This is a genomic window from Hymenobacter mucosus (assembly GCF_900188255.1).
Taxonomy (GTDB): domain Bacteria; phylum Bacteroidota; class Bacteroidia; order Cytophagales; family Hymenobacteraceae; genus Hymenobacter; species Hymenobacter mucosus.
Window position 1 is genome coordinate 263,232 of record NZ_FZNS01000002.1, and the last position, 19,814, is coordinate 283,045.

Consider the following 19,814-nt stretch of genomic DNA (forward strand, 5'->3'; position numbering starts at 1 on the left):
GTTGTAGCCGTAGCCGGGGCCGCGCTAGTGAGGAAGGGGGCGTTAGGGCAGCAACTCTAGCGCCACGTCGTTGCCCTGCTGAATGGCTAGGTCGCGGGCCGTGAGGCCGCGCACGTCGCGGACGGTAGTATCAGCCCCGCCTTCTATCAGAATGGGCAGGATAGCGTGGCGACCGAACAGCGTAGCGAACATGAGCGCAGTGCCCCCATTACCATTTTGCAGGTTCAGGTCGGCGCCGTTGGCAATGAGTAGGCGCGCAATTTCGGGGTAGCCTTTGAAGCTCACGCCCATCAGCGCCGAGTTGCCGGCCACATCTTGCACGTTGGGGTTGGCGCCAGCATCGAGCAGGAGTTGGGTAGCTTCCAGATGACCATCGTAGGCGGCTATGATCAGGGGCGTAAAGCCTTTCGCATCCTGGGTATTGACGTCGATGTTGTTGGCGAGCAGGTGCTGGAGGTAGGCCACATCACCCTTGCGGGCAGCGTCAAATAGTAGGTCTTCGGGCCGGTCAGAGGTAAACGACATAAGCGAACGGGAGGTGTAGTAAGGGAAACGTTGGCAACAGTACGGCAAAAAAGCAAAACCAGCCAGCCTCAACAACCGCTACTGGCCCGTTCGGTTTCTAGCGCCCCGTCGAAGCTACCCCACCGCCCGCACCAGCCACTGGCGTACTTTCCTTACTCGAGCAACCCAGCAGGCCACTTCCACTAGCCACGGGGCCCGGGCCAGCCAGCGCATGAGCTGGTAGCGGCGGGCCAGGTCGCGGCCGAGGCGGCGGTGCAGGGCCTGGGCGTACGGCTCCAACGCCGCCGCACCGAACTGCTGGCTTTGACAACAGCGCCGTACGTGCTCCGCCGCCAGCACACCACTCATAACGGCCTTGTCGATGCCGTGGCCTTGTAAGGGGTCAATGAGAGCCGCCGCATCGCCACAAAGCAGGGCCCGGGGCCCCACCACGGGCCGGGCCGAACCGCCCAAGGGCAAGCCAAAGCCTTGCACCGGCCCCAAGCGCCGCGCCTCCCGGAAGCGGGGTGCTAGGTCGGGGTGGGTACGCAGCAGCTCGTCGAGCACCTCCCTGAGGTTAACGTGCTGCTGCGAAATTTCCGCCGACAGCATCCCAAACCCTACATTGTAGGTACCATCACCCACCGGAAATACCCAGCAGTAGCCGGCCCGGTAACGGCGCAAAAACAGAAAATCGGAGGTAGTGGCGGGAGCCTCTGTAATACCGGTATAGTAGGCCCGTACCGCGGCGCAGTGCTGGGCACGGTTCAGAGGCCAGGGTGCTAGGCACCGCGCTACAACCGAGTTGGCCCCGTCGCAGCCCACTACTAAATGGGCCGTTAGGGGCGGGTGGGCATTTCCTGCTAACCGCACGCTAACTCCGTGTTCGTCGGCGTGCACGGTTTTGACGGGGCTGCCTTCCAGCACCACCGTCGGAGTGTGCTGCCGTACGAGCGTGAGCAGGGCAGCATCAAAGTGGAGGCGGGGGCTGTTGAAGGCCGGGGCCTGCCACGCAATGCTAAGCTTGGTGCCCCGAGAGGTTACAATGCGGCTCTGGCGCACGTCGGTGCGGTGCTCTTGCGTGAGGGCGCGCAGTTCGGTGGCAAAGGCCGGATTGAGACGAGCTAACGCCTTTAGAGTAGGACCCGGAATGGCGTCGCCGCACACTTTGTCGCGCGGAAATTGGGCCTGATCCACTAGAGCAACGCGCAAGCCGCTGCCCGCTAAAGCCAGCGCACAGGCCGTGCCCGCGGGGCCAGCACCCACAATTAGCACATCATACTCGGGAAGGGAAACCACACCCCGAAAGTACTCGAACTACCGTAAACAGAACGGACTGGGTTAGCGCTGCCCACGCATTTCCTGCTGGCGCATGGGCATCACGTCGATGGTAGCAAAGAGCGACTTGGGTGTAATGGGCTCGGTTTCACGGCGCTTCACGCCCCCATCCTTACCAATCAGTAACAGGGTAAACGAGGTGCCAGCCCCAGCAAGCTTCTGCCGCACATACTGCTCGTCGGCGGCCGAAAGCTCACGAACTATCACGTCGCGCACTACTAGGTCGCGGGCTGCAAGGGCAGGGCGTACTAATTCCAGGAGCTGTTTCTGGCGGGTTAGCTTCTCGTCGGTAGCCGTGGGAGCACAGAGCAGCAGCACCCGCTTCTGCCACTTACTTTCTTTCAGGAGAGTCGCCAGAGGTTCGGCGGGCGTGGGTTTGCGTGGGGTAGCAGATGATAGAGCTAGTGTGCTCAGGCCGATTAGGCTTGGCAAAAATAGCCGGCATAATAAGGATGTAGACATAGCAAGCTCAGCGTCAGAAAAGAAAGGGGGTAGTCTTCATACGACTGAGTCCCGGTCCTGTTCTACGTCAGCACCTCCGCAAGCCACGCAAACAGCACGCGGTAGGCCTCCACCCGAACCGTTGGGCGCGACAAAAACACATCGTGCAAGGCGCCGGGGAGGGCGGTGGTGGTCACGCGCGTACCTAACTGGGGCGCCAACGCACGAATGTGAGCTACGTTTAGCACGATGTCGGCCTCCTGAAACTCTTCTCGCCACGGCCCGCCCCCGGCCGTGCGTGCCGAGTGTAGCACCAACACCGGTTGCCGAATTCCAAGCCCGCGCCGTACTTGCGCATGGCCGTGGCGAATGGCCCGCAGCCAGCCCGCATTCAGCGAAAAAACCTGATTGGGCTTCCAGGCTAAGTTGTAATTCCACTCGCCTCGGAAGGACTGGTGCAAGGTTTGGCCATACACGTCGGGTAGGGTTCCGGGCAGGGGTAGGTTTGGCCAACGGGCCCCCAGGCGCGTCACCACGGGCACCGCCAAGTGGCGCATTGCCCACGACTGATGCAGTTCCAAAAACGGGCTGTTCAGTACCAAGGCTACTACGGCCGCTGGCTGGAACTGGGCAGCATAGATGGAGACAATCAGGCCGCCCGTAGAGTGGCCACTCAGCACCACTTCTGAGCTACCTTCTGCCCTTAGCTGCGCCAGGGCCGCCTCTAGGTCTGAGAAGTATTCCGACAACTGGCGCACGTTGTTGGGCCGCTGATGAGGCAATAGGGAGCGGCCGTACTTGCGCAAATCGAGGGCGTAGAAACGCAGGCCGTGAGCCGCATATTCGGCGGCTAGTTCGTGTTGGAAGAAATAATCATTGAAGCCGTGCACGTGCAGCACCGCCCGGGTAGTAGCTGGGTGCTGGCGGTGCCGCACTAGCGTAGCGCGCACGGCGCCCTCGTAGTCATCGGGCTGCGGGAGGTAGAGCTGCTCAAAGTCGGGGCCCAGCGGGTCGGGGAGGTAGGCGGCAGAGGAAGGCATAGCGGCCATACGCAAAAAAGCGGCGGCGTGTGGTCCGGCAGCTCGGGTAAACAGGTGCTTCACAAAATCCAACTACCTGTGCAGCCTCGTACTGTAGCGGTGCTTTTCAGCAGCTGCACTTACTCGCAAGGCTATCTTGGCAGCGCCAAGCATCCCGCTTATACTATTCATTTTATTTAATACTAAGTATCCCTCTCCTACCGTTCAGGTACTACCGGCCTAGGGCGGTGCACTCTATAGGGCTAGCTTTTCTTTCCTTCGATATGCGTCTTTTCGCTCTGCTGGCTACAGCTGTGCTACTCACGTTTTGTGCTCATTCCTCTTCTCCCCTGCTTACTCCCGATCCTACATTTCGGGCGGAGCAGCAGCGCTTCCCGCGGGTACGGGGTGCCTATGCTACCTATGAGTTAGCCTTACATACCTTGTTGCAGCGCCACGGCATTGAGCCGCAACGGCTCGAACTATTTATCCGGGCGTTCAAGGTAGGGCGGCGGGTAGAAGCTTGGGGGCGCAACCAGGGCGAAGGCGAATTTGTCTTGCTCCGCACCTTTCGCCTGGCCGGCACTTCCGGCGAGCTGGGGCCCAAGCGCCAGTCTGGCGACCGGCAGGTTCCGGAAGGTTTTTACACCATCAACCGCTTCAACCCGGCCAGCACCTACCACCTTTCCCTGGGCCTGGACTATCCCAACGCCGCCGACTTGCGCCACGCTGCCCCCGACCCCGGCGGTGATATCTTTATTCACGGTTCCGACGCTACGGTGGGCTGCTTGCCCATCACCGACGCGGGTATCCGGGAGCTGTACGTACTGGCCGTGGAAGCACGAGCAGCCGGGCAGCAGGGAATTCCCGTGCACATTTTCCCTTTCGAGCTAACGGCTGACAACCTAGCAACCCGGCAGGCTAGCCCGCATACTGCTTTCTGGCAGGAACTGGCTCCCGGCTACCAGTATTTCGAGGATAACCACACCCTCCCGCAAGTGCAGGTAGATACCGATGGGGCCTACGCCGTAGAGTAACACTGCTGCTTTTGGAGTAGCAGCTTACTTGCCTACGTTTAGGAAACCTCTGCCCTACGCGGCTACCTATACCCTTGTTGGCATCGTACCTTTGAGCATGGCCGCAGCTTCCCTCGACGATTTTCCAATTCCTAAAAACCTCCGCGACTCCGCCGTCCTCGTTCCCGTGTTTCGCGACGCGGCCGGTGAGGTGCAAATTGTAATGGTGCGCCGCGGCAACTTTGGCGTGCATGGCGGGCAGTTGGCTTTCCCTGGTGGTAAGCATGAGCCTACCGATGCATCTTTGCAGGCAACAGCGCTGCGCGAAGCCCACGAAGAAGTATACCTGCCGCCCGCCAACGTCGAAATTTTAACTTCTCTGCCCACTGTGGCCGTGCCCACGGGCTTCCGCATTGCGCCTTTTCTCGGCCGCATTCGGCGGCCGGAGGTGTGGCAGTGGCAAGCCGAGGAAATAGACGAGGTGCTGGAAATTCCGCTACGTCACCTGCTGGATGCTGCCAGCCATACGGAGGAAGACTGGCACTTACCCGGTTGGCCCGGCCCCCGCCGCGTGCCCTACTACCGCATTGCAGGTGGCTACAAGCTCTGGGGGGCAAGCTACCGCATCATCACGCCCTTGCTTCCGCGCCTGCTGACCGGCGAGTGGAACGTATGAAGCTGGGCGGCGGCCCGTTGATGCACTAATCAGAAACTAGGTAGCAGCCGCGCTTGGCAAGAGAGCAGTACTACGCGGGCATGTTGCTGTTTCGGTGCGCTTGGCCCTTCATATCTGGCACGAAATTGCATTAGCTATTTGTAGTAACAGCTCAGGAGAGCTACTCAACCCTTACTATGAAACGACTTCCGATTCTGTTGCCGCTACTGCTTCTGTTGCTGCCGGCCGTTTCGTTTGCGCAGCGTGAACAATCTATCTGGATGTTTGGCCAGCAGGCGGGCCTAACATTCCCGGCTAGCGGCGGTGCCCCCACGCCCCTGCTTACTAACAAAATGACCACGTATGAGGGCTCAGCGGTAGCTACCAACCAGCAAGGCCAGCTCCTGTTTTACACGAACGGAGAGTTTGTGTTCAACCGCCAGCACCAAGTGATGCCCAATGGCAAGAAGCTCATGGGTTCCAATTCCAGCACGCAGAGCGCCCTCATCGTGCCCGACCCGGGTAGCGGCAACGTGTTCTACGTATTTACGGTAGGTGCCCAAGGCGGCCCCAACGGCCTGCGCTATTCCGTGGTAGACATGACCCGCGAAAACGGCCTTGGCGACGTACCCCGCACCAATGCTTTGCTCGTGTCGCCGGTAGCGGAAAAGCTAACGGCCGTGCGGCACCAAAACGGCCGCGACGTGTGGGTGGTGGCGCACCGCTGGAATTCCAACGCCTTTGTAAGCTTTCTGGTGACGGCTGATGGCGTGCAAAGCAAGCCGGTGATGAGCAACGTGGGCTCCATGCACGCGGGCCCCGGCCGCAATGCCATCGGCGCCATGAAGTTCTCGCCCGACGGCCGGAAACTAGCCGTGGCCTTGTGGCGGGAAGCCAACAAGTACGAGATATTTGACTTCGACCGTACAACTGGGCAGGTGCGCAATCCGAAAGTATTTGCTCCCTACCCCGAAGCCTACGGCGTAGAGTTTTCGCCCGATGGGTCCAAACTGTACGGCTCTAGCAATGGCGAAGGTGGCGGGGAAGCCCAAATCTTCCAGTTCGACCTAAAGACGGGGAAAGCCATAGTGGTGGGCAAATCGGCCAACCGCAAAGTAGGCTCCTTGCAGCGCGCTCCCGACGGCAACATCTACGTGGCTCGTGAAGACAATGCCTACCTGGGCCTTATCCAGAACCCGAACTCCGAGGCGGCCAAATACATCGACAATGGCATCAAGCTTGGAGGCCGCCGTAGCAAGCTGGGCCTACCCAACTTCATCACCGAGCCGAAGTAAACCACGAGCCGTTACACGGAAAAAGCCGCTCATGCTACATAATGCGTAGCATGAGCGGCTTTTTTGCTTGCAGTATCGCTACTATCTAGGCGGGGCTACTGCACTTTACCAATCTTGAAGCGCAGGAACCCGAACGCCGTGGACAGGTAGGGGTTTTCGGAAGCCACCAGCCCAACCACGTCGCGGGTGCTGATGCCGGCTTCGTAGATGCTAGTGGCAATGGTGAAACCCAGCGGCAAGCTCACCCCATACCCTGCCCCGCCCGACAGGCCGCTGCTCAGGCGCAGCCAATGCACGGGTTTGTAGTCAATGCCGACACCCACGAAGGGGCTGGTGAGGTTGCCGGCCACCTTGTTGAGGGGGAGCGTAACGTCCAGGCCCGTTTCAAAATACTCACTGATGCGCAGTCCTGCGCCGGCGCGCAGCTTAGTAGGCAGGTCGGCGCGCCGGTTCTGGCCGGTTTGGTACTGAAACAGGCTATCGGTGCCCGAGGCGAAGATTTCCGCTGCTTCCTTGATGAAGTTATAACTTTCCACACCGTTTGATTTCAGGCGCTTAAGCTTCTGATCGTTGGCCGTGAGCAAGTTGCCTTCCCAGGTCATGTGGCCGATATCGGTAATGGCAACCCCCAAGCGGAGCGCTTTGCCCGCTTCTGCCGCTAGCCCCAAGTCAACGCCGTGGCCTTCTCCCACCGGGTTGAGGCCGCCACCCGTGCGCAGATTGAAGTTGGGGTTGGTGGTCAGGTCGCCATAGTTAATATTGAATAGGGGCGACATGGAGCTAAAGGCTTGCAGGTTGCCGGGCTGCACGCGCACATCAATAATGCCAATGCCCTGAATATAGCGGTAGCCTACCCCACCCGACAGCTGAAACAACGGCAGATTAATCAGGCGGGTGCCCCAGGCCACATTGAACTCGTTGAGCAGCGAAAACTGTATTTCCGTACCCGCCAGCGCTTCCGTTACCAGCGGCACATTGCCAGCCGCCGCTGAGGCATAAATGGGCGCATCCTGCCCCAGAAACACAATTTCGGCCCCATCTTTATTGAGCCCCACGTGGCCAGCAGTGCGCACATGGTTACTGATAGCAATGCCCCCAACAATGGGCAGCTGCACGGCCAGCCCGAAGGAGGTAGCGTCTGCGTTGAAGTTTAGGGCATTATCGGAGGTGAAAGCGCGGGCCAGTTCCTGCTTATCTGCCGCCGAAAGCTGGTCGCCGGTGTTGTATACAAACTTCCGTAGCTGCTGGCGGGTGAGCGACTGAGAGCCGAGGCCCGCCCCCACCTCGCCAATGGTAAATGCTACCTTGGCTCCACCTACCCGCCCAAGGTTGGCCGGGTTGATACCAATGGCTTGGTAGTCGGTAGCAAACGTAGTAGCCACCCCACCGCGGCCGGTAGCAGTGAAGTTGCTCAGCTCGTTCTGCGCATACAGCGGCAAGGTAGCGCCGAGCGTTAGCGCGGCCAGCAGGGAGTAGAAACGTGTTGCCAAGATGCCCAGCGGTATGGTGAGAAAGGAAGCCGAACGGAACCGGCCATTTCTTCAAATGTACGATATGGGGTAGTTTGCGGCTTCAACCTCGTGCTGGTTGGCTATTTTTCGGCCACCAGTCTTCGTTCCTGCTCCTCCAATGGCCAAACGATTTTCCGTTTCTGAATACACCGACGGCATTCTCAGTGGCAACCGCGTGCTGTTAAGCCGGGCCATTACCCTAGTGGAAAGCACCCTTCCTACCGACCAAGAGCTGGCCCAGCGCATGCTAGACGCCGTGCTGCCCTACGCGGGCCGCTCCGTGCGGATAGGCATTACAGGGGTACCGGGCGTGGGCAAAAGCACCTTTATTGAAGCCCTGGGCTTACACCTGGTGCAGCAACAGGGCAAGCGCCTGGCCGTGCTGGCCGTAGACCCTACTTCGCAACGTAGCGGCGGCAGCATCCTCGGCGACAAAACCCGCATGAACCAACTGGCGGCTCACCCGCAGGCCTATATTCGGCCTTCACCGGCAGGCCGCAGCCTGGGTGGCGTTACGCGGAGCACCCGCGAAGCCCTGGTATTGTGCGAAGCGGCGGGGCACGACATCATCTTTGTGGAGACTGTGGGCGTGGGCCAGAGTGAAACCGCCGTGCATGGCATGGTCGACTTTTTTCTGCTGCTAATGCTGGCCGGCGCGGGCGACGAGCTACAGGGCATTAAGAAAGGCATTATGGAAATGGCCGACGCTGTGACCATCACCAAAGCCGACGGCGGCAACGAAACGGCCGCCCGCCGGGCTCGGGTAGAATACCAAAATGCCCTCCACCTATTTCCGCTGGCCGCCAGCCAGTGGAGTCCCGTGGTCACTACCTCCTCGGCCCTCACGGGGGCTGGCATTCCGCTGGTGTGGGGTGTAATAGACCAATACGTGCAGCAAACCCAGGGCAGTGGCTATTTTCAGCGCCGCCGCCAAGAGCAGAACCTCCACTGGCTGCACGAAACGATTCGGGAGGCGCTGGAGACGCGCTTTTATGCTCGCGCGGCCGTGCAAGCCCACTTAGCGACTATTGAGCAACAAGTACAGGAAGGGCGTAAATCGGCCTTTGGGGCGGCGGCGGAACTACTGAACCTGTGAGTGTACGTTAAGCAGCCACTTTCCCCCTACCGCAGCTATAGGCTCCAACCTTCCTCACCCGTTCTGCTTAAGCCTGCACTTCTAGGGTTACTACCAAGGCGTTGTTGCTGAGTGCTTCTAATTCGGCTTCCTCGGTTTCCCATACGGCTAGCCCATCTTTAGCGTGCAGTAGGCGGCCTTCAACCTCAAACGCCCCCGCCAGCACGTAGCAGAAGAATAAAGAATCTGGGTAAGCAGGACGGTACGTGGCTTCGTGCCGACCTGCAAAGCGCCCCAGGCTCAGGGAAAACGGCAGTGCCACGGGAGTACCAGTCCCAGCAGGCACTACCTCCGCCAGCGTATTCTCCAACTGCTCAAAACCATAGCTGAATACTGCTGATGATGCTTTGGCTAAGGAGCCGGCCCGGAGCCAGATGTGTAAGAAGCTGACTGGTTCTTCTTCAAACAGGTTGGCCAGCTCGAGGGTGGCACCGGCGGGCAGGGCTCGTACCTCCACTTCTTCTACTTGCACCACGGCGGCCTGCCCCCCCGAGGAGGTGTACTTTATTTCACCGGTTAGGGGCAGTAGCACAACGTAGGCGTCCTCCCATACCGGCAGGCTACTGCGCTGCCCTCCGGCTAGGGTTTCCTCGTTGAAGGCCAGCAAGCGGCCCGTAGCGGGGCGCTGCTCGTCGGCGTAATCGGCAAAGGAAAACACGCTGCACCGGCTGTACTGAGGAGTAGTAATGAAGCCGTGCTGGTCGGCCAAGTAGATTCTTCCGGGCGTTTGCTTAATCATCTTACTCAGGCGTTTGCAGTGAATAAATGCTGAGGTAGGGCTGCAACTGCATAAGGTGAGTCAGAACTTCCCCTACTGCTTCTGTCTTAGCCGACACGAGCAAGAAATTATCGATGGTTTCGTGCCACACCAGCGGGTCGGCGTAGAAGTTGATGGCTACCTGGTGGCGGGACTTATCGAGCAGGTCGGAGTTGATTATTTCGAACTGAAACTTACTGAATGTGAGAAAGTGCTTACCTAGGTTGTTGACAATATCGGGCACTACCCCGTTGAGCTGCTGAAGGTAGCCCCGGGCCGCCGCGCTCACCAAAAAATGCAGTTGCTCGGCGCCGGGTGCATGTTGCAGCAACTCCCCGAAGGAGCGAAAGCGTCGCTCCTGGTTGTACAGCTGGGCCTGCATCCAGAACTCCTGGTACGTATCGTCGAATACCAGCTTCTCCCAGGGGCGGGTGGCCGAGATATCAATTATTTTGCGGTAGCACAGCGTGATGATACGGTCGGGCATGGCAGAATAAACAAGAAGCCGTTACATGTCGCAGGCAGCAGCTTCCCGTGTAAAAGATGGCTGTGGCAGGAAAGCCTTACGCTGCTACCCCAATGTTCATTACCAACTCGAAGCCAGCCGTGGTGCTCCCCGTAACGGTAGCTATTTCGGCCCCGGCGGTATCGTCGCTAAACACGTTGTCGCTCTTGTTGTAGGTGTAGCCACTCAGGCCCTTGGAGTACCCGTTTACGGCGGCTACGGCCGTGCCCGTACCCTCGGGAAAGGCAATTTGGGTTACTTTCAAGGAGGTACCGTTGGCGGCGTATATGTGCACATGAATGTGGGTAGCGCGGCCCGAATACCAGCCGGGGAAGATGCTGGTGAAGGTCACCAAGCCATTGGCATCGGTAGTTTGGCGGCCGCGCAGGAAGTGCACGTTGGTATAATTGGTGCTTTGCATGCCTGTGCCGCCGTACTCCGAGTAGTTGCCTTCGGCGTCGCAGTGCCAAATGTCAACCAGAACCCCGGCCAAAGCCGCGCAGCTGTTGCTGGTGTTCGTGATGGTGATTTTAGCGGTCATCTTGTAGCCCGTGCGCCCATCGGTAATGTCGGAACGGACGTAGGAGGCGGGCACTTTCGTGGGGAACGGCCCTATCGTTTCGGTGGGTGCTACTGTGCAGGAGCCGGAAGTGCCGGTGCCGCCGGTGCCGGTGGAAGTGCCCGTAGAAGGAGTTACGGCAGCCGCTTCGTCCTCGCTACAAGCGGCCAAAACAGCGGGAGCCGAAATAGCTCCCACAAACAAACTCTTCAGAAAATTCTTCCTTTCCATGGGGCCGTTTTCAATTAGGGGCGTTGAAGTATCTGATTCAAATTTTCTCTATTCCGCCCCTATTCTCAACCGTAATCGACCATTGGCACATCTGCACCGACGAATCCCTACTTTCCTTCATCTATATTCTTTGCCTGACCGTCTTGAACGGCTACTTCGTTCTGAATCAACTAAAAAGGCCTTGAACAAGATGTTCAAGGCCTTTTATTCTGTAGTGTTGTTGGGTTATGTCAGCCGGCGCTTCACCATCAGATAGTCTAGGTAGTAGAGGATTTTGATGGATAGGTTATTGTTGTGGGGGGTATTCATGGTATTGTTCAGGTTACTGAAGTAGAGTGGAGTAGCTTCGTTGGCCTCTAGGAAAGAGGAACTAGCATTCTTCCACACAATGCTTACCTGTGACCCGGGCGCAAACCACCACGCATATACCGCGTCCACGTTGAAGGCATTGAAGGTATTGTCGCGGTTGCGGCGGTAGTCTACCAGCGTTTCCCGGCCATCTTTACCTAGGCGGACGAAATCAGCATAGCTCACGGTGCTGGTGTAGTGCCGCATGCGGATAGTGAGCGACATCCGATTGTTAAAGGTGTAGGCTCCCGATAGCGTGTTTGTGACGGTGAGCACGCGACGGCGACCCAGTAACACATCCACCGGGGCTTTCCTCAATAGCACATTCCCGCCGAACTGCCGAATGATGGCGGTATCCAGCGGCTGACTAAAGCTCAGGTCGCCGTTTACGTAGCCGATCTGGTTCTGGCGCAAGTTCCAGTCGAGGGCGTAGCGGAAGTTCAGTTGATTGTTTACGCGGTAGCGCGGCGACACACTCCAGCCGTAGCCCATGCGGCGTGGGCGTGCTAGTCGGTCGTCCTCGGCGTACCAGCGCACTCCGGCACCTACATCCCACGCCAGCTTCTTGCGGTAGTCGGAAGAAGCAAAGCCGTCTACGTTGGCATTGGCTGGCACCCGCACGTAGTAGTCGCCCAGCGGATACTGGCGGGGCTCGTAATAGTCGTTGGTTACGGGGTTGGCATCTACGTTGGCACCTACGGTCAGGAAGTTTTTAGTGAAGGTGGTGTTGAAGCCCGCGGCTACATTGGCGCTCTGGTAGCGGGTGGGCTTGTACAGCAACGAGTGGTTGAGGCTACCCCACGTATAAAGGTTGTTCACCTTCCAGAAAGGCTTGTACTTGTTGTAGCTGACGTTGAGGTACTGGCTGATGTTGTTGTTACCGAACAGAATACCCAGGTCGTTGGGGTTGTACGTGTCTGACTCGATGCCCTGCCCCAGCTGCCACGTGAAGTTGCCGCTGATTTTGCTGAGGCCCACTTGGTACTTGTAGCCGTTCTGATCGTCTATCTGCTCCTTAGAGCCAAATTGCTGGCCTCGCCGACGCGAGTACACCAAGCGACCATCTAGGGCGTAGGAGTTCTTTTTATTGGCGAAGCGAAACAGCCCGCCGGTTACGTTGGCGTCGTAGGTGGTGCCGGCCCGCGTTACATTGGTGTTGATGAGGGAGACGTAGGAGTTATTTTTTAGGCTTTGGTCTAGCACTACAATGTTGTAGTTGCTAAATGGCTGGGTTAATACCTCGCGCTGGCGCCCGTCTACGGAGTCACGCAGGGTTGCGTACACATCATTGCTGAGGGCGTTGAATACCCCCACCCCTAGCCCCTGCTTCGTCCGGCCCGATACCTTCGTGGCATTGAGCAGGCGGGTTACGCCTGGGTTACTCACCACAGCCTCGCCGGGCCGGCGCTTGCCATCCTGGTCCATTTCTCCCTTGCGCAATTGGTTGTCCACGCTGCCAAAGCCGATGGGGGTAGCGCCTACCCGGCGGGAGTAAAACAAGTTGCCTTTGTTAAACAGCTCGGTGCCTTCGGTGAAAAACTGCCGGTTTTCGTTGTATTGCACCTCGAAAGGCGACAGGTTGAGCACTTGGTTGTCACTCTGCACCTGTCCAAAGTCGGGTACTAGGGTAGCATCTAACGTAAAGCTCTCGTTGATACCCCACTTCACGTCGGCGCCCCCGTTGAAGCTGGTGTTGGAATTGCGGGTGCCCTGCTCATTATAGGGGTAGTGGTTCACGTAGCCCGAGATGTAGGGCGTAAGGGAAAGGCGTAACGGCGGCTGAATATCCCGGAGGCCTTGCAGCTCGCCCCACTGGTTCACGAAGCCATCAACGGCAGGCTTCACCTCATTCCAGAAGAAGTCCTGATTGTCGCGCTTGCGGCGGCGCATGAAGTTGAGCCCCCACAGCTGCTCCGGCGACTTACTGAAACGAATGGCCGAATAGGGTATTCGCATTTCCGCTACCCAGTCGGTTCCGCGCAGGCTGGTACGGGAATCCCACACGGCATTCCAGTTAAAGTCCTCGCCCCCGGCCGGGGAGTAGCGGGCGTCCATCTGCACCCCACCCGTCGTTACAATAAAGCTGTAGCCGTTGATTTTGTCGTGGTAGGTATCGAAAAACACCCCGAAGAAGTCGGTATTGCCCGCATCATCCCGCGGCGACAACTCCCGCATAATGGAGTCCGGCGACACATCGTGCAGTACGGCCCCAATGTATATGTTGGCGTCGTCGTAGAGCACACGCACTTCCGTTTTCTGCTTTTCGGGAATGCCGGGGTTGGGGCGGTTTTGAATGAAGTCGGTAGCAATAGGAGCCTGTTGCCACACCGCTTCGTCTAGTTGGCCGTCAAGCTTTACTAGCTCCGTGATGCGCAGGGCTTGCAGTTGGCGCTTAGGAGCTGGCACGGCAGCGGTGGCACTCGTGCTTGGAGCGGTTTGGGCCTGCACTACGCCACTAAAGAGCATTGTGCAGAGTAGTAGGAACACACGGAGGCGGTTCACGACAATATGGCGGGAGTAAACGTGGTGCAGAAGCAAGAGTAATTGGGTGGCAAATTCACCTAAGTCGGCCGCTACAGGCGGGCCGTATTTAGGACGGGAGGTGGCGGAATGCAGCAATAGATGCAACTAGGGGGCTAACCGTTGCCTACTTACCTGCACACGTAACAATATAAAAACAAACGGCCGTTGCAGCGGCCGTTTGTACCATCAGTTAATTTTTATAATCCACTTACTGTCATTTATTTAACTCAATTATTTGTAGGGATGCCTGAAACTCCGCAGGGTTGACATCTTCTGTTAGCTGCTTAGTGGCTACGTCATAGCGCATTGGTAGTGCCTGCAGAATCTGGCGCACAAGCCCCTGCCTATCTACGAAAATGGAAATGGGATACTGCTGAGTAAATAGAGCGCAGTACGCTTTAGCATCGGCCACCTGCCGAAAGGCAAAGCGGCGTTTCTGTAGAAATGGCAAAACCTTGTCTTTGCCTTCGTAAGTCATTGCCAGGAAGACCACACTAGGATGCCCGGCTTTAAACTGGTTTAGGGCCGGTATCTCGGCAATGCAAGGCGCACAAGTAGTGAACCACATGTTGATAACTACTGGTTGCCCCCGTAGCTGGTCTGAGTGCACCATCTTCCCCTGCACGTCTGGAAGAGAAAAAGGTGGCAGCGGCTTGCCAATGAAGGAAGCATAGCGGGCTTGGCTCTCTAACACAGCTTTGCTGGCCCCCGTCAGGCCGAACGTATGAACGGTTGTGTCGCCCTGCGTTTGGGTGGCCGTCACCTTTTTAGCAAAGCGCATATCTAGGCCCTGAGCTTCCATTTTCTGGTTGCGCGCAGCTACCATAGAATCTACTTGGGCCTCGGTGTATAGCTTGTTATTGGTGCTGCGGTACCGCACTACCTGCTGCGCATGAGCCGCCACAGATACTCCCAAGAATAATACCCCAAAAGCATACTGCTGAATCATGACGGTAAAGGATATGTAAAATACTACAGCAGGGAGCAGGCTACCCCCAATACTAGCAGGTAGCAGCCTGCTCCCTATTCATCATTCACTTACTGAAATCTGGATGTTGCGGGTAGTGTTGCCACCTGTGCCCTCGGGAATATCCAGCAGCTTACGGTATTTATCGGCTACAGCTTGGGGCTGCTTCTTGCCGTTCACGGTCAGGCCCGAGTCGTTGAGTTGAAATTGGAAGCCTTTTTCATCGGTGCTGAGCAAGCCATCTTTGCGCAACTCAGCACGAATCTGGTCGGAGTCGAGCTTGGGCGCGCTAGGGGCCCGGGGCGGCAGCGGCACATCGGGCACGCCTGGGGCCGACGGAGCAGGTGGGGCCGGCGGTGCGGGAGGAGCTGGCATCGTGCGGCTGGTAGTGCGGCTCGAAGTCTGGCGGTTAATTACGTAGGAGTTTTTGGGGCCTAGCTTACGGCCGGTCTGCTTTTCTACCAGCTTCAGGTACTTGTCGCGCAGGGCTGCCGACTGCTTTTTACCGTTTACGGTCAGTGCAGTACCGCTCAGGCTAAACTGAAAATTGTTGTCGTCTTTGAGAATGCCATCCTTGCGCAGTTCCCGGCGCAAAGTTTCTTCCATGCTGGTGATACCACCCCGAAGTGCGCTTCCTGTTACAGTAGTTGGGCGCCGCCCTAGTTCTGCCTCCGAACGGCGCATTTCTCCTTCGTGGCGACGCATCTCGCCTTCGTGGGCCCGCATTTCGGCTTCCAACCGCCGCATTTCAGCCTCATGACGACGCATCTCGGCTTCTAGCTTCCGGTGGGCAGCCTCAAATTCTTGCTCATTGCCACCCGCCTGCGACTGACCTTGACGGGCGTTTTCTAATTGCTCACGAACACGGACTAGTTCTTGGCGGATTTCTTTACGCTCGTCTTCATCCAGTTCTTCATTCATCAACGTGCCCCGCAAGGACAGTTCTGCTCCCCGTAAGGCCTGTATTTGTACTCTCTGGTTGGTATCGTTCCAGCCATCGAAGCTGCGGTTCACGCTTCCGCGCAGTTGAGGCGCAACGCGGGCCAAAGCAGCTGCTTGGTGGGCCTGCTGCCGGATGCGAGCCACTTCAGCAGTGCTCAGCGCTGAGCCGCGCAGGGTAAAATTGCGCAGCGCGTTATCGTCGAGGCGGAAATTGAAACTGGATGGGTTGGGCCAAGTTGTACGGTTGGGTCCAGCCAGCCGAAGTACTTCTACTTCCTGATTCGCCTTCTTCCCTTTCTTCTTGCTAGTAGTACCGGTATCAACCTGCTGCCCGTCAACAGTCAGGTTTGTTACGCGGCCCTTCTTATCCTTTTCAATCACTACCGTACCGGGACCTCCCCTACGACCGGCGCTTTGCACTACCACTACCTTCTGCTGAGCCCGCTTACGGCGCTTTTTATCCTTATCGTCGTCATCATCGATTGACACCTCAGAGGCGATTTCCTGGTTGTCGTCTATAACCAGGGCAGGCTCTTCTTCCTGTAGCACGGGCTCCGCACTAGCGGGGGCAGGCGCCGCGGCCAGGGGAGCTAGCAGATCGGCATCGGGAAGCAGCAAGTCGGTGGTAGCGGCCGTTTTTTTACGGGTGGTATCAGCCAGGTTCGATCCTTGAAAATGCACTTGGTCGAGTGCGTCATTGTCAGCTTTCTTGTCGGTGGCTGGGCTGGGGTCGGCCATAGCTACGGCCGATGTCAGCAATACCAACCCGCCCAGCACGACGCACGCAGCCATGAAGCCTTCGGAGAAGGTAGGTGCTTTGCGCCCCTGCACTAGCCGCTTAATGCGCCCCAGCACCGAACCATCGGGCCCCAGGGCCGACATAGCAAACTGGTTGACTGGCTCGGGCACCGCGCTCAACTCGGCCAAAGCCGCCAGGGCACGAGCTACCGTGAGCGGATTGCCCCCAACGAGGGCCGTTGCCACATCATCGCAGCAGTTTTCGCGCTCGGTGCGCAGGCAGGCCGTAATAAACCACACGGCCGGATGATAGAAGAACAGGGTTTCAGCTACTGATTGCAGCAGGTTCATGAGGTAGTCGCGGCGCTGCACGTGAGCTAGTTCATGGGCCAAGATGGCTTCCAGATAAATCGTGCTCAAGCCAGTAACCGTACCTAATGGGAGCAGCACCACGGGCCGCAAGTGCCCTACTACCACCGGGGCGCGCACCAGCGCCGACTCCAGTAGTTCAATGGGCTGCCGGAGGCCGGCTTTGGTTGCTAGGGCGGCTAGACGCTCCTGCCACTCGGCACTCAGGGGCTGCACCCGGTAGCGACGCAGGCGCTGCACGTAGGCTAGCCCACCCAGCAGGCGTAGCGTCATTGCTAGCAACCCCAGTAACCAAGCCGTCACTAGCACGGGCAAGTTGTGGTCGAAGTAGGCCAACCAGGCTTGCAAGCCAGTGGGAGTAGCGGCTGGTGTAAGCACGGCCAGAGCGGGCGTTTCCAGCACTACAGGCACATCCGCCGCGGTTGCTGAGCTGCTGGCTTGCCAGGCGGCTTCGTTGCTGGGCCGATGATGGGCAACTGCTGCGCCTACCGTAGGAGCAGCCATATAGTAGCGCCCAAACGTCACGCCTGTTAGCAGCAGTAATACCACTAGGCCCAGGGCAGTAGTTCGGTAGCGCACTTCGGCACTATGCTGCCGTAGCAGCAATAGCAAGCCGGCTACCGCCACCGCAACTACGGCGCCTTGCCACAAGGAATGCACTAAGGTCCAGCCCAGGGCGCGTACCAGCGCGGGCGGCAAGAGTTGTTCAAGCCAGTTCATTGAGCGTCATCAGTTGAAGGTGGGGTAGTGTCATTCTGAATCTCGATGTCATTGAGAAGGCGCCGGATCTGGGCTAGCTCCTCGCGCGAAGTGCGGCGGTTGCCGAGGGCCTGCATTACCAGTTTCATGGCCGAGCCCCCAAAGGCTGATTCCACGAACTTGTCGAGCAGAAGGCCTTGGGTTTCCTCCTCGCGTACAGCGGCCCGGTACACGTGGGTCTTACTGTCATCGTCGCGCAGCACCAAGTTCTTATCGAGCATCAGCTGGAGCAGCTTTAGGGTGGTGGTGTAGCCCACGTCACGTTTGCGGCTCAGCTCATCATTCACGAACCGGACGGTGCTGGGTCCGTGCTGCCAGAGCACTTGCAGGATTTCCAATTCCGATTCAGTAGGTTTGGGCAGGAAGGATTTACTCATTGCACTAAGGGTAATACAGTACTAAGAAGACGTCTAAACTGACCGTGGCCGTTGCCCCAAGGCATTTTCCTACGCGCAGGAAAACAGGCTACCGGTTACTACGAATCAGTTCGTACATCAAACATATACGAAGCCTATCGTAGAAGCAAGCTTAATCTACGATTTTTTTCGTATAATATTTCATCAAAAAGAAAATCAGCCTCTTACAGCTGATTTTCGTGGGCTTACTCCCAAAAACGGTATTACTGATAAGCAGCGCGCCCTGGCGCCTCTACCTTCAGACCACCTAGCAAAGGCCTACCGGCGGCGCTCCAGGGTAATGCGGGCTCGATGGCAAATGCCTCCCAGCGGCGGGTTAAACTTAGACACGCTCACTCGTACTCCTTCAATGTAGGGAAACTCTTCCAACACCCGGTCTAGTACGCGGTGGCCTAGGTGCTCCAATAGCCGGGCCGGTGCCAGCATCTCTTCGGCCACCACCCGGTAAAGCACTTCATAATTTACTGTCTCTCGCAGTTGGTCCGTGGCACCTGCCGCGTGCAAATCTGTGTCAATGTAGAGGTCGACGCCGTATTTGTTGCCGATCTTCTGCTCCTCATCGTAGTAGCCGTGAAAGGCAAAAAACTCCATTCCTTCCAGTGCAATCTGGCCCATATGGTGAAACTATAGGTAGTAAACGTATGCAGCGGGCTTGTTGCCCGCACAAAACAACAAAGCCCACCCCAACAGGCAGGCTTTGTCTTAAGTAAATCTTGCGTGGGCTTACAGCTCATCAAAAAAGGATTTCTCCCCCAAGGAAGCTGCCGTGGCAAAGCCCGGCTGCCCGGGGTGGGTAGCAGGCGCAGGCTGGGCAATTTCTGGGTGGCTAGGACCAACGGGGATAATATCAGGGGCCGTGGGCTCCACGCGTGGCGAGTGCGGGTCGGGCACTTGCGAAGGTGCGGGTGGGTCGATGTGCGGCGCGGGCGAGATGCCGGGGTTTTCAGCTGGTCCGCCAGGGCGCTCAATTTCGGGGCCGGGTTGCTGGGCCGGGGCTCCTGGGTCGGGCTGCTGTCCAGGCTTGGGGTTGTAGCCCTTGGTTTCGGTAGGCTGCGCTTGGGGTGCTAGTTCAGGAGTGCTAGCACCTGAGCCGCCAAAAGAAACTGCGGCGCCACCAGCAACAGCGGCGGCAGAAGAGGTAGCAGAAGTATTTACGTACATGGAAGCGTCGTTTTTGGGTGAATCGTCGGTGGGATGAGTACGGTTCACTTTTACGCTTGCCGCCCGCGAAAGGATGGCGGCCGTACTAGCTTTCGGCCGATTGCGGGCTTTTTCGACTTTATCGAGGGCATCGGAAGCCAAGGTGTGCAGGTCGCGCGTGAGGCCATCGAGTAGGCTTTCTAAGCGCTGGCACTCCTGGCCCAAGCCATTCACCTCCTTCTGCATATCGGCCACGGTGCGCTCAGCTTGCTGATAAGCGTCCTCTACCACCGTGCGCGACTTCTGCCGAGCATCAGCCAGAAGCTGTTCGGCCTGAAGCTGGGCTTCCCGAATACGCAACTGGGCATCGCGCTGGGCTTGCTCCGTAATGCTATTGCCCGTATCCTCGGCAGTTTTGAGCGTGCGGTAGAGGCTGGTTTCTACCTCGCGCATTTTCTGCACCTCCTGGGTTGCGTGGTCGAGCTTGAGGCGTAGCTCTCGGTTTTCGTCGCCCATTCGCTCCCATTGCTGAGAAAGCGTCAGCAAAAACGCTTGTACTTCGTCCTTATCTAATCCCCGAAAGGCTTTTTCGAAGGTTTTCTGCCGAATATCGAGGGCGGTAATTTTCATATGCGCTGTTCGTAAC

At 57.9% G+C, this 19,814-nt stretch carries 18 protein-coding genes; 4 read left to right on the plus strand and 14 right to left on the minus strand.

Features of this window, described 5'->3' with window-relative positions:
* Positions 1 to 42 precede the first annotated feature (42 nt).
* The 4 genes from CHB83_RS05050 to CHB83_RS05065 all read right to left on the minus strand — a co-directional run bounded on the left by CHB83_RS05050 (position 43) and on the right by CHB83_RS05065 (position 3,323).
* The gene (locus CHB83_RS05050) at positions 43 to 525 is read right to left on the minus strand and encodes an ankyrin repeat domain-containing protein (RefSeq protein ID WP_089331887.1); all 483 of its coding nucleotides are present in this window, start codon (positions 523 to 525) and stop codon (positions 43 to 45) included.
* A 114-nt stretch (positions 526 to 639) separates the two neighbouring features.
* Positions 640 to 1,803, minus strand: coding sequence for a geranylgeranyl reductase family protein (locus CHB83_RS05055; protein ID WP_089331888.1), 1,164 nt, complete (start codon positions 1,801 to 1,803; stop codon positions 640 to 642).
* Between the two features lie 42 nt (positions 1,804 to 1,845).
* The gene (locus CHB83_RS05060) at positions 1,846 to 2,304 is read right to left on the minus strand and encodes a DUF4174 domain-containing protein (protein ID WP_089331889.1); all 459 of its coding nucleotides are present in this window, start codon (positions 2,302 to 2,304) and stop codon (positions 1,846 to 1,848) included.
* 62 nt (positions 2,305 to 2,366) lie between these two features.
* Complete coding sequence (locus CHB83_RS05065; RefSeq protein WP_179225458.1) at positions 2,367 to 3,323, minus strand: alpha/beta hydrolase; 957 nt, start codon at positions 3,321 to 3,323, stop codon at positions 2,367 to 2,369.
* 263 nt (positions 3,324 to 3,586) lie between these two features.
* Here CHB83_RS05065 and CHB83_RS05070 point away from each other — a divergent pair, with 263 nt between their 5' ends.
* The 3 genes from CHB83_RS05070 (at position 3,587) to CHB83_RS05080 (ending at position 6,268) form a co-directional block, all read left to right on the plus strand.
* Positions 3,587 to 4,339, plus strand: a complete 753-nt coding sequence (locus CHB83_RS05070; protein WP_089331891.1) for a L,D-transpeptidase family protein — start codon at positions 3,587 to 3,589, stop codon at positions 4,337 to 4,339.
* 97 nt (positions 4,340 to 4,436) lie between these two features.
* A complete protein-coding gene (locus tag CHB83_RS05075; protein WP_143437002.1) occupies positions 4,437 to 4,994 on the plus strand; it encodes an NUDIX hydrolase in 558 nt (185 codons plus the stop codon).
* A gap of 176 nt (positions 4,995 to 5,170) precedes the next feature.
* Complete coding sequence (locus tag CHB83_RS05080; RefSeq protein WP_089331893.1) at positions 5,171 to 6,268, plus strand: SMP-30/gluconolactonase/LRE family protein; 1,098 nt, start codon at positions 5,171 to 5,173, stop codon at positions 6,266 to 6,268.
* 95 nt (positions 6,269 to 6,363) lie between these two features.
* Here CHB83_RS05080 and CHB83_RS05085 read toward each other — a convergent pair whose 3' ends face one another.
* Positions 6,364 to 7,758 (minus strand): DUF5723 family protein, encoded by a 1,395-nt coding sequence (locus tag CHB83_RS05085; protein WP_045687251.1) that lies wholly within the window; start codon positions 7,756 to 7,758, stop codon positions 6,364 to 6,366.
* Positions 7,759 to 7,897: 139 nt separating this feature from the next.
* On the opposite strand from CHB83_RS05085, the gene meaB reads away from it, so the two are divergent.
* Entirely contained in the window at positions 7,898 to 8,875 is a 978-nt protein-coding gene (gene meaB, locus CHB83_RS05090) for a methylmalonyl Co-A mutase-associated GTPase MeaB (RefSeq protein WP_089331894.1), read from the plus strand.
* Between the two features lie 67 nt (positions 8,876 to 8,942).
* Here the strand turns inward: meaB and CHB83_RS05095 are convergent, their stop codons facing one another.
* From CHB83_RS05095 to CHB83_RS05135, 9 genes are all read right to left on the minus strand, one after another.
* Entirely contained in the window at positions 8,943 to 9,653 is a 711-nt protein-coding gene (locus tag CHB83_RS05095) for a pirin family protein (RefSeq protein ID WP_089331895.1), read from the minus strand.
* A gap of 1 nt (position 9,654) precedes the next feature.
* Entirely contained in the window at positions 9,655 to 10,158 is a 504-nt protein-coding gene (locus tag CHB83_RS05100) for a hypothetical protein (RefSeq protein ID WP_089331896.1), read from the minus strand.
* 76 nt (positions 10,159 to 10,234) lie between these two features.
* Entirely contained in the window at positions 10,235 to 10,966 is a 732-nt protein-coding gene (locus tag CHB83_RS05105; protein ID WP_089331897.1) for a dioxygenase family protein, read from the minus strand.
* Between the two features lie 225 nt (positions 10,967 to 11,191).
* Positions 11,192 to 13,933, minus strand: a complete 2,742-nt coding sequence (locus CHB83_RS05110) for a DUF5916 domain-containing protein (RefSeq protein ID WP_089331898.1) — start codon at positions 13,931 to 13,933, stop codon at positions 11,192 to 11,194.
* A 118-nt stretch (positions 13,934 to 14,051) separates the two neighbouring features.
* A complete protein-coding gene (locus tag CHB83_RS05115; RefSeq protein ID WP_089331899.1) occupies positions 14,052 to 14,786 on the minus strand; it encodes a TlpA family protein disulfide reductase in 735 nt (244 codons plus the stop codon).
* An 81-nt stretch (positions 14,787 to 14,867) separates the two neighbouring features.
* Positions 14,868 to 17,573: a M56 family metallopeptidase gene (locus tag CHB83_RS05120; RefSeq protein ID WP_089331900.1), complete on the minus strand. Its 2,706-nt coding sequence runs from the start codon at positions 17,571 to 17,573 to the stop codon at positions 14,868 to 14,870.
* A complete protein-coding gene (locus CHB83_RS05125) occupies positions 17,570 to 17,989 on the minus strand; it encodes a BlaI/MecI/CopY family transcriptional regulator (protein WP_089331901.1) in 420 nt (139 codons plus the stop codon). Before CHB83_RS05125 ends, CHB83_RS05120 begins: the two co-directional genes overlap by 4 nt.
* A gap of 297 nt (positions 17,990 to 18,286) precedes the next feature.
* Positions 18,287 to 18,643, minus strand: a complete 357-nt coding sequence (gene folB, locus CHB83_RS05130) for a dihydroneopterin aldolase (RefSeq protein ID WP_045687246.1) — start codon at positions 18,641 to 18,643, stop codon at positions 18,287 to 18,289.
* Positions 18,644 to 18,751: 108 nt separating this feature from the next.
* Positions 18,752 to 19,798, minus strand: a complete 1,047-nt coding sequence (locus CHB83_RS05135; protein WP_045687245.1) for a DivIVA domain-containing protein — start codon at positions 19,796 to 19,798, stop codon at positions 18,752 to 18,754.
* Positions 19,799 to 19,814: the final 16 nt, after the last annotated feature.